This is a genomic window from Umezawaea sp. NPDC059074 (assembly GCF_042738955.1).
In the GTDB taxonomy this organism is placed as follows: domain Bacteria; phylum Actinomycetota; class Actinomycetes; order Mycobacteriales; family Pseudonocardiaceae; genus Umezawaea.
Genome location: NZ_JBHYHC010000232.1, coordinates 1 through 8,252, shown reverse-complemented (window position 1 = coordinate 8,252; position 8,252 = coordinate 1). Strand labels below are relative to the sequence as shown.

At 72.4% G+C, this 8,252-nt stretch carries 8 protein-coding genes and 1 rRNA gene; 8 read left to right on the top strand and 1 reads right to left on the bottom strand.

Annotation, left to right across the window (positions count from 1 at the left end; translation table 11 throughout):
- A 5S ribosomal RNA gene (gene rrf, locus ACFWW9_RS44875) occupies positions 1 to 82 on the top strand; the annotation flags it as partial.
- Positions 83 to 150: 68 nt separating this feature from the next.
- On the top strand, positions 151 to 1,008 hold the full coding sequence (locus ACFWW9_RS44870; protein WP_390389558.1) for a GNAT family N-acetyltransferase: 858 nt from the start codon (positions 151 to 153) through the stop codon (positions 1,006 to 1,008).
- 20 nt (positions 1,009 to 1,028) lie between these two features.
- Here the strand turns inward: ACFWW9_RS44870 and ACFWW9_RS44865 are convergent, their stop codons facing one another.
- Positions 1,029 to 1,478 (bottom strand): Lrp/AsnC family transcriptional regulator, encoded by a 450-nt coding sequence (locus ACFWW9_RS44865; RefSeq protein ID WP_390389556.1) that lies wholly within the window; start codon positions 1,476 to 1,478, stop codon positions 1,029 to 1,031.
- 79 nt (positions 1,479 to 1,557) lie between these two features.
- On the opposite strand from ACFWW9_RS44865, the gene ACFWW9_RS44860 reads away from it, so the two are divergent.
- The 6 genes from ACFWW9_RS44860 to ACFWW9_RS44835 all read left to right on the top strand — a co-directional run bounded on the left by ACFWW9_RS44860 (position 1,558) and on the right by ACFWW9_RS44835 (position 8,188).
- On the top strand, positions 1,558 to 1,986 hold the full coding sequence (locus ACFWW9_RS44860) for a rhodanese-like domain-containing protein (protein ID WP_390389555.1): 429 nt from the start codon (positions 1,558 to 1,560) through the stop codon (positions 1,984 to 1,986).
- A gap of 24 nt (positions 1,987 to 2,010) precedes the next feature.
- A complete protein-coding gene (locus ACFWW9_RS44855) occupies positions 2,011 to 2,766 on the top strand; it encodes a type 1 glutamine amidotransferase (RefSeq protein WP_390389552.1) in 756 nt (251 codons plus the stop codon).
- 94 nt (positions 2,767 to 2,860) lie between these two features.
- Complete coding sequence (locus tag ACFWW9_RS44850) at positions 2,861 to 4,000, top strand: anion permease (RefSeq protein WP_390389550.1); 1,140 nt, start codon at positions 2,861 to 2,863, stop codon at positions 3,998 to 4,000.
- On the top strand, positions 3,997 to 4,221 hold the full coding sequence (locus ACFWW9_RS44845; protein WP_390389548.1) for a hypothetical protein: 225 nt from the start codon (positions 3,997 to 3,999) through the stop codon (positions 4,219 to 4,221). The genes ACFWW9_RS44850 and ACFWW9_RS44845 overlap by 4 nt, the downstream gene beginning before the upstream one ends.
- 39 nt (positions 4,222 to 4,260) lie before the next feature.
- Complete coding sequence (locus ACFWW9_RS44840) at positions 4,261 to 7,212, top strand: bifunctional [glutamine synthetase] adenylyltransferase/[glutamine synthetase]-adenylyl-L-tyrosine phosphorylase (protein WP_390389546.1); 2,952 nt, start codon at positions 4,261 to 4,263, stop codon at positions 7,210 to 7,212.
- A gap of 55 nt (positions 7,213 to 7,267) precedes the next feature.
- Positions 7,268 to 8,188: an NADP-dependent oxidoreductase gene (locus ACFWW9_RS44835; protein WP_390389560.1), complete on the top strand. Its 921-nt coding sequence runs from the start codon at positions 7,268 to 7,270 to the stop codon at positions 8,186 to 8,188.
- Positions 8,189 to 8,252: the final 64 nt, after the last annotated feature.

Sequence of the window (8,252 nt, the reverse complement as noted above, 5' to 3'; positions counted from 1 at the left end):
CATTCCGAACCCGGTAGTTAAGCCCTCCTGCGCCGATGGTACTGCACTGGTGACGGTGTGGGAGAGTAGGTCACCGCGGGGCAATCTTTCCCGGTGGGGGACTCCAGTTCTGGAGTCCCCCATCGGGCTTTTTGCGTTACGGTCCGGTTCATGGCCGACTTCGTGGTGCACGACGACCTGCCGGACTTCTGGGCCACCGCCGAAGCGCTCTTCACCGTGGACCCGGTCCGCCACACCGTGGCGTTGACCGCTCTCACCCGCAGGCTCGACCACCCGGAGCACGACGGTCCGCGGGAGATCCTCATCACCGCGTACGAGGACGGCGAGCTGCGCGGTGCCGCCGTGCAGCTGCCGCCGTACCCGCTGCTGTCGACCGCGATCCCGGTGGACCTGGTGGACGAGTTCGCCGCGGTGGTCCGTCGGCTCGTCCCGAACCTCGGTGGGGTGAACGGCGACCGCGAGTCGGCCGAGGCGTTCGCGGGGGCGTGGCAGCGCTTGACCAGCAGCGAAGTCACCGAGGCGATGGCGCTGCGGCTGCACCGGCTCGGGACTCTCGTGGTCCCGGCCGTCCCCGGCTCCGTGCGCTTGGCGACTCCGGACGACGCCGAACTCCTCGGGCCCTGGTACAGCGCGTTCATGGCCGAGGCCATGGACCACATCACCCGTGACGAGGACGCGGACCCGGTCGTCGAGGTCCGCGAGCAGATCGTCCGCGGCCACGCGCACGCGGTGTGGGAGGTCGACGGTGCTCCCGTCTCCTGGGCCGCCGCCAGTCCGCCCGTGCGGGCGATGTCCCGCATCGGGCCCGTCTACACCCCGGCCGAACACCGGGGCCACGGGTACGCCGCCGCCGTCACCGCGGGCATCTCCACGTGGGCGAGGTCCGCGGGCGCGGACGAGGTCCTCCTCTACACCGACCTCGCCAACCCCACGTCGAACGGCGTCTACCAGCGCATCGGCTTCGCCCCGGTCCTGGACGCCACCGAACTCACCTTCGACACCCCCTGAGCGGTCGCGAAGCCGGTCGCCTAGCCGAGGGTGTCCCGGCCGATGGCCCGGTTCCGCACCGGTGACGAGAACACGAGCGACGTGGTGGTGTCGCCGTACTTCTGGGCCTGCTCGACGAACGCCTCCAGGTCGCCGGTCGAGCGGCACACCACCCGCAGCGCCCAGCAGTCGTCGCCGGTGACGTGGTCGGCGTCCAGCACCTGGGGCAGCACCACGATCCGCTCGCGGAACCGGGGCGTGTCCAGCGACCGCACGCGCACCCGCACCACGGCCTCGATGGGCAGGCCGAGCAGCCGCACGTCCACGACCGCCCGGTACCCGACGATCACCCCGAGCTGCTCCAGCCGCCGTACCCGCTCGGTCGTCGCGGGCGCGGACAGCGCCACGCGCCTGCCCAGCTCGGTGAACGTCATCCGCCCGTCCTCCTGGAGCAGCCCGATGAGCTTCCAGTCGACCTCGTCGAGTTCCACCGGGGAATCGTAGGCGGAAACGGCTCCACGGCTGGACTTTCCCCTGGGCCGACGGGATTCGCCCGACGAGGATTGGGGCATGACGAACACGTTGCGCTTCCCGCCCGCCGAGCCCGCCGCCGCTGCCGAGTTCTTCGCCGCCGAACTCGCCTTCGAGGCCGACCCGGACGACGTCGTCCGCGACCTGGAAAGCGGTGCGGCGCAAGGATTCCAACTCGTCGAGACGCGGAGCGCGGAGGCGTTCGCGCACTCGAGGATCCCGACGGCGATCCACCTCGACTACCGGACGGTGGACGAACTGTCCACGAAGGACTTGGACCGCGACCTGGTGTACGTCTGCTACTGCGAGAGCTTCCAGTGCAACGCCGCCACGAAGGGCGCGCTGCGGCTCGCGCGGCTGGGGTTCCGGGTCAAGCGGCTCTCCGGCGGCATCACGGCGTGGCGGGCGGCGGGCTACCCGGTCGAGGGGGACGAGGGCGGTCACACCGGGGTCCGCTGCGCCTGCTGAGCGGCGCAACCTACGCTCGAACGCGTGACCGCACCTCGTTTGCTCGTGCTCCAACCCGATGCCCACGGCCCGCTCGGCGCCCTCGAGGACTGGCTGACCGCCGCTGGCGCCGAAGTGCACGTCGTCCGGGTGTTCGAGGAGCCCGTGCCGGAGACCCTCGACGGCTACCAGGGCGTCGTCTGCCTCGGCGGCCGCATGGGCGCGCTGGACGACCTGGACTTCCCGTGGCTCGCCGACGTCCGCAAGCTGCTGTCGCAGTCGGTGGCGAGGAAGGTCCCGGCGCTCGCGATCTGCCTCGGCTCCCAGCTGCTGGCCGCCGCGACCGGCGGGCAGGTGCGGCGCGGGCCCAAGGGCCCCGAGGTGGGGGTCTCGCTGGTCGCGAAGCGGGACGTGTCCAGCCGCGACCCGCTGTTCGCCGACCTGCCGTGGACGCCGGACGTGATCCAGTTCCACGGCGACGAGGTGCACGTCCTGCCGCCGACCGCCGAGCACCTGGCGGCCTCGCCGAAGTACGACCACCAGGCGTTCCGCGTCGGCGAGAGCGCGTACGGCCTCCAGTTCCACATCGAGACGACCCCTGAGGTCGTGCTGGGCTGGGTGGAGCACGCCCCGGAGATGGCGGCGCTCGCCCGGCCCGGCTCGTTCACGCCGGAGCGCTTGGCCGAGGCGCACGCGGACCTGGCCGAGGTGTGGCAGCCGTTCGCCGAGCGGTTCGTGCGCTTGACCAGCGGCGAGTTGAAGCCCGGTGGGCACGGCGGCATCGAGCTCCCCCTGGTGTGATGAACGTTTCTCCCTCCTTTCGCAGGGCCTGTGTTCACCTGGACGACAGGTAGCGTTCATCCACGACTGTGTCGGTTCAGCCGGGGGAATCAGAGTGGATGCCTCACTTCTCGTCGTCATCGTGGTCATCACGGCGTTGGCCTTCGACTTCACCAACGGTTTTCACGACACCGCGAACGCGATGGCCACGTCCATCGCGACCGGCGCTCTCCGCCCGAGAACCGCCGTCGCCCTGTCCGCCGTGCTCAACCTGGTCGGCGCGTTCCTGTCGGTCGAGGTGGCCAAGACGATCTCGGGCGGCATCGTCGACGACACCAGGATCACCCCGGCGATCGTGTTCGGCGGCCTCATCGGCGCCATCATGTGGAACCTCGTGACCTGGTACGTCGGCCTGCCGTCGAGCTCGTCGCACGCCCTGTTCGGCGGCCTGATCGGCGCGACCTGGGTGTCGTCCGGCGCGGACGCCGTGCACTTCGCCAAGGTCGTCGACAAGGTGCTGGTGCCCGCCGTCGCGGCGCCGCTGGTCGCGGGGATCGTGGCGCTGCTGGCGACGGTCCTGACCTACCGGCTGACCCGCTCCACCCGTGCCTCCGTCTCGGACAAGGGGTTCAAGGTCGGGCAGGTGGCGTCGGCCGCGCTGATGTCGCTCGCGCACGGCACGAACGACGCCCAGAAGACGATGGGCATCATCACCCTGACGCTGATCACGGCCGGGACGCTGCCCGCGGGCGCGGGCCCGCCGGTGTGGGTGATCCTGAGCGCGGGCGTCGCGATCGCGCTGGGCACGTACCTCGGCGGCTGGCGGATCACCCAGACCCTCGGCAAGGGCCTGACCACGATCGAGGCCCCGCAGGGCTTCGCGGCCCAGACGAGCGCGGCGACCGTGATCATGGCGTCGTCGCACCTCGGGTTCGCGCTGTCCACCACGCACGTCGCGTCCGGCGGCATCATGGGCTCCGGCCTGGGCCGCCGGCGGGACGGCGTGCGGTGGAACGTCGCCGGCCGGATGGCGATGGCGTGGCTGTTCACGCTGCCCGCCGCGGGTGTCGTCGGCGCGTTGGCCGGTCTGCTGGCCGGTCGCGGCACGGTCGGGGTGGTGCTGGTGGCGGTCATCGGCATCGTCGTGGCGGTCGTCATCTGGATCCTGTCCCGGCGCGAGCCGGTGCGGCCGGAGCACGTGGTGGACGAGATCGCGGCGCAGTCCGAGACGCACAAGCTGGACGTGGCGGCATGAAGGTCGACTGGATGGCGTTGGGCACGGTCTTCGCGGTGAGCATCGCGGTCGTGCTGGGGCTCGTGGTGCTGTTCTCGGTGGGCCTGCGGGGCGTGTCCGCGCGGGAGGCGGCCCGCGAGGACGGCGGAACGGGTGTCGGCGGCACGGTCACCGCGGGCCTCGGCTTCGCCGCGTGCGCGGCCGTGGTGCTGTTCGGGCTCTACCTGATCGTTGCCGCCTGACCGCTCGTCCTCGAGCGGGCCGGACTACGGTGGTCAGCGATGAGCGATCCGTCCCGCGCGTCCGCTTCACCCGCCAGATTCGGGCTGACCGGGCCACGCAGTGAAGAAGAGCTCCGCGCGACCGGCTGGTGGGCCGACGGCCGTCCGGCGAGCGGTGCGGAACCGGTGTTGCTGGCCTTGTCGCGCAGCCCCGACCCCGATCTCGCGCTGCGGGGCGTCGACCGCGTCCGCGTGGCGCTGGGCGACGGTTGGGCGGAGCTGTCCGAGGCCGTGCGCGACGACCCGGTGCTGCGCGGGCGGTTGCTGGCCGTGCTCGGCTCGTCGACAGCTCTCTCGGACTTCCTCGTGGCCAACGCGAAGCGCTGGCGGCTGCTCTCGGGCACCGAGTCCGTCGACGTCGACAGGTTCACGGCGACGCTGACCGACGCGGTCGCGGACCTGCGCGACCAGGAGGCCATCCGCACGCTGCGGCTGGAGTACCGGGCGCTGCTGTGCCTGGTCGCGGCCGACGACCTGGCGCACGTGGTGGACCCGGACCTGCCGTTCGTCGGCTACGACGAGGTGGCGAGCCAGATCTCCGACCTCGCGGTGGCGGCGCTGCGCGCGGCGCTGGCCGTGGCGTTCGCCCAGACGCACCGCTCAGCCGAGTGCACCCTGTCGGTGATCGCGATGGGCAAGTGCGGCGCGCGCGAGCTGAACTACGTGAGCGACGTCGACGTCGTGTTCGTCGGCGAGGGCGACATCGGCGTGGCGACCCGCGTGGCCAGCACGATGATGCAGATCGCGGGCCAGGCGTGCTTCGAGGTCGACGCCGCGCTGCGTCCCGAGGGCAAGGCGGGCGCGCTGGTCCGGACGTTGGACGGGCATGCCTCCTACTACAAGCGGTGGGCGCGGACGTGGGAGTTCCAGGCGTTGCTCAAGGCCCGGCCGGTCGCGGGTGACGAGGACCTGGGCAGGCAGTACCTGGAGGTCGTGCGGCCGCTGGTGTGGACGGCGGCGGACCGCGACAACTTCGTGGTGGACGTGCAGGCCATGCGGCGGCGCGTCGAGGACCACGTGCCGAGCGAGTTGGTGCGGCGGGAGCTGAAGCTCGGCCGCGGCGGGCTGCGGGACGTCGAGTTCGCGGTGCAGCTGCTGCAACTCGTGCACGGTCGTGGCGACGAGGCGTTGCGGATCACGGCGACCACGCAGGCGTTGGCGGTGCTGGGCAAGGGCGGGTACATCGGGCGCGAGGACGCGGTGGACTTCGGCCGCTCGTACCGGTTCCTGCGCACGCTGGAGCACCGGTTGCAGTTGCAGAAGATGCTGCGCACGCACCTGTTCCCGGCGGACGACGACGCGGTCGGGCTGCGGTGGCTGGCGCGCGCCACCGGGTTGGCGGCCGAGGGACGCCTGTCGGAGAGCCAGGTGCTGCTCGCGGAGTTCCGCAGGCACGGCAACCAGGTGCGGCGGCTGCACGAGAAGCTGTTCTACCGGCCGCTGCTGGAGGCCGTGGCGAACGTGCCGACCGAGGCGTTGCGGCTGACCACGAAGGAAGCCGTCGCCCGGCTGGCCGCGCTGGGGTACGCGGCGCCGGACGGGGCGCTGCGGCACATCCAGGCCTTGACCGCGGGCATGTCCCGCCGGTCCCGCATCCAGGGCGCGCTGCTGCCGTTGCTGCTGGACCTGTTCGCGACGACGCCCGACCCGGACGGCGGGTTGCTGGCGTACCGCAAGGTGTCCGAGGCGCTGGCCGAAACCCCGTGGTACCTCAGGCTTCTGCGCGACGAGGGCGCGGTCGTGCAACGGCTGGCGGCGCTGCTCGGCACGTCGAAACTGGTGCCGGACCTGCTGGTCCGCGCGCCCGAGGTGCTGCCGATGCTGGCGGACACCGAGGCGCTCGTCGGCCGTGACCCGATGACCGTCGGGAACCCGTTGCGCAGCGCGGTGGCCCGGCACAACTCGCTGGAACGGGCGGTCGCGGCGGCGAGGTCGTTGCGGCGGCAGGAGATGCTGCGCATCGCGAGCGCGGACCTGCTGGAACTCGTGACGCTGCGGACCGTGTGCGTCTCGCTGTCCGAGGTGTGGGTCGCGGTGGTGCAGGCCGCGCTGGACGCGGCGGTGCGCGCGGCCGGTGACGTGCGGCCCGCGAGGGTCGCGGTGATCGGCATGGGCAGGCTCGGCGGTCGGGAACTGGGCTACGGCTCGGACGCCGACGTGCTGTTCGTGTGCGAGCCGGTGGAGGGCGCGACCGACGGGGAGGCGTTGAAGTACGCCAGTTCGCTGGCCGAGACCGTGCGGCGGCTGCTCGGGTCGCCGAGCCAGGACCCGGCGCTCCAGGTGGACGCCGACCTGCGGCCGGAGGGCAGGCAGGGGCCGCTGGTGCGGACGTTCGAGTCCTACCGCGCCTACTACAAGCAGTGGGCCGAGGTCTGGGAGGCGCAGGCGTTGCTGCGCGCCCGGCCGATCGCGGGCGACGAGGGCCTCGGCGAGCGGTTCATCGAGATGATCGACCCGATCCGCTACCCCGAGGGCGGGCTGGACGCGGCGTCGGTGCGCGAGATCCGGCGGATCAAGGCGCGCGTCGACGCCGAACGGCTGCCGCGCGGTGCGGACCCGAGCACGCACACGAAACTCGGCCGCGGCGGGCTCGCCGACGTGGAGTGGACCATCCAGCTGCTCCAGCTCCAGCACGCGCACGCCGTGCCGTCGTTGCGCACGCCGTCCACGATCCACGGCATCAGGGCGGCGACGGAGGCGGGGCTGCTCGACGCGGCCGACGCCGAGGAGCTGACGAACGCCTGGACGATGGCCACGCGGGCGCGCAACGCGGTGATGCTGGTCAAGGGCAAACCCGGTGACCAGCTGCCGACCGTGGGCCGGGACCTGGCGGCGGTGGCGGCCGTGATGCGGCATCGCGCGGGCACGGATCCGGGGGAGTTCCTGGACGAGTACCGGCGCACGACCCGGCGGGCCCGCGCCGTCATCGAGCGCGTCTTCTACGACTCGTAGAGACTGGAGTCGATCACTGCCGGAACCGGAGTGAGGAGACGCTGCTGTGAAAGCGATGGCGCAGGACGTGTTCGGCGACGCGGACGTGATGGCGTTGCGGGAACTACCGGACCCGCTGGTCGGGCCGGACCGGGTGCTGGTCGAGGTCAGAGCCGCGGGCGTGAACCCGGTGGACGCCGCCGTGCGCGCGGGCTACCTGCAAGGGCTGCTGCCGCACCACTTCCCGCTGGTCCCCGGCTGGGACGTGGCCGGGGTCGTCGTCTCGACCGGGCACGCGGTGACGGGGTTCGCGCCGGGTGACGAGGTGTTCGGCTTCCAGCGGCAGGACCACGTGCAGCACGGCGGGTACGCCTCCCTGATCGCGGCCACCGAGCGTGGCCTGGCGCGCAAACCGGCGTCGATGAGCTTCACCGAGGCCGCCGGGCTCGGGCTGTGCGGGCTGACGGCGCTGCAGTCGCTGCGGGCTGCGGGCGTCGGGCCGGGTGACGCGGTGCTGGTGCACGCCGCCGCGGGCGGTGTCGGGCACCTCGCGGTGCAGATCGCGCGGGCCTTGGGCGCCGAACGGGTGCTGGGCACGGCGTCGCCGCGCAACCACGACTTCGTGCGCTCGCTGGGCGCGGAACCCGTGGCGTACGGCGACGCGCTGGTGGACAACGTGGCCGAGGCGGTCGGCGGCGACGGGCGGGTCGACGTGGCGTTCGACTGCGCGGGCGGCGCGGCGTTGGGTGATTCCCCGGCGCTGGTGCGGGATCCGGCGCGGATCGTGTCCATTGTGGACGACAACGTGCTCGGGCTCGGCGGGCGGTACGTGTTCGCCACGCCCGTGGCCTCCGACCTGGAATGGCTGGCGGCGCGGGTCGACGAGGGCGTGCTGCGCGTCGAGGTGCAGCAGACGTTCCCGCTGGCCGAGGCCGTCGACGCGCACCGGCTGCTCGACGGCGGCCACGTGCGCGGCAAGGTCGTGCTGACGGTGTGAGAACGCCGCTGGGCCCCGTGCGGATCGCACGGGGCCCAGCGGGTGGTTCGGTGGATCAGTCTCT

Coding starts and splice junctions, on each gene's coding strand:
- ACFWW9_RS44845 (WP_390389548.1), top strand. CDS start 3,997: ATGAAGGTCGACTGGATGGCGTTGGGCACGGTCTTCGCGGTGAGCATC.
- ACFWW9_RS44860 (WP_390389555.1), top strand. CDS start 1,558: ATGACGAACACGTTGCGCTTCCCGCCCGCCGAGCCCGCCGCCGCTGCC.
- ACFWW9_RS44835 (WP_390389560.1), top strand. CDS start 7,268: ATGGCGCAGGACGTGTTCGGCGACGCGGACGTGATGGCGTTGCGGGAA.
- ACFWW9_RS44840 (WP_390389546.1), top strand. CDS start 4,261: ATGAGCGATCCGTCCCGCGCGTCCGCTTCACCCGCCAGATTCGGGCTG.
- ACFWW9_RS44870 (WP_390389558.1), top strand. CDS start 151: ATGGCCGACTTCGTGGTGCACGACGACCTGCCGGACTTCTGGGCCACC.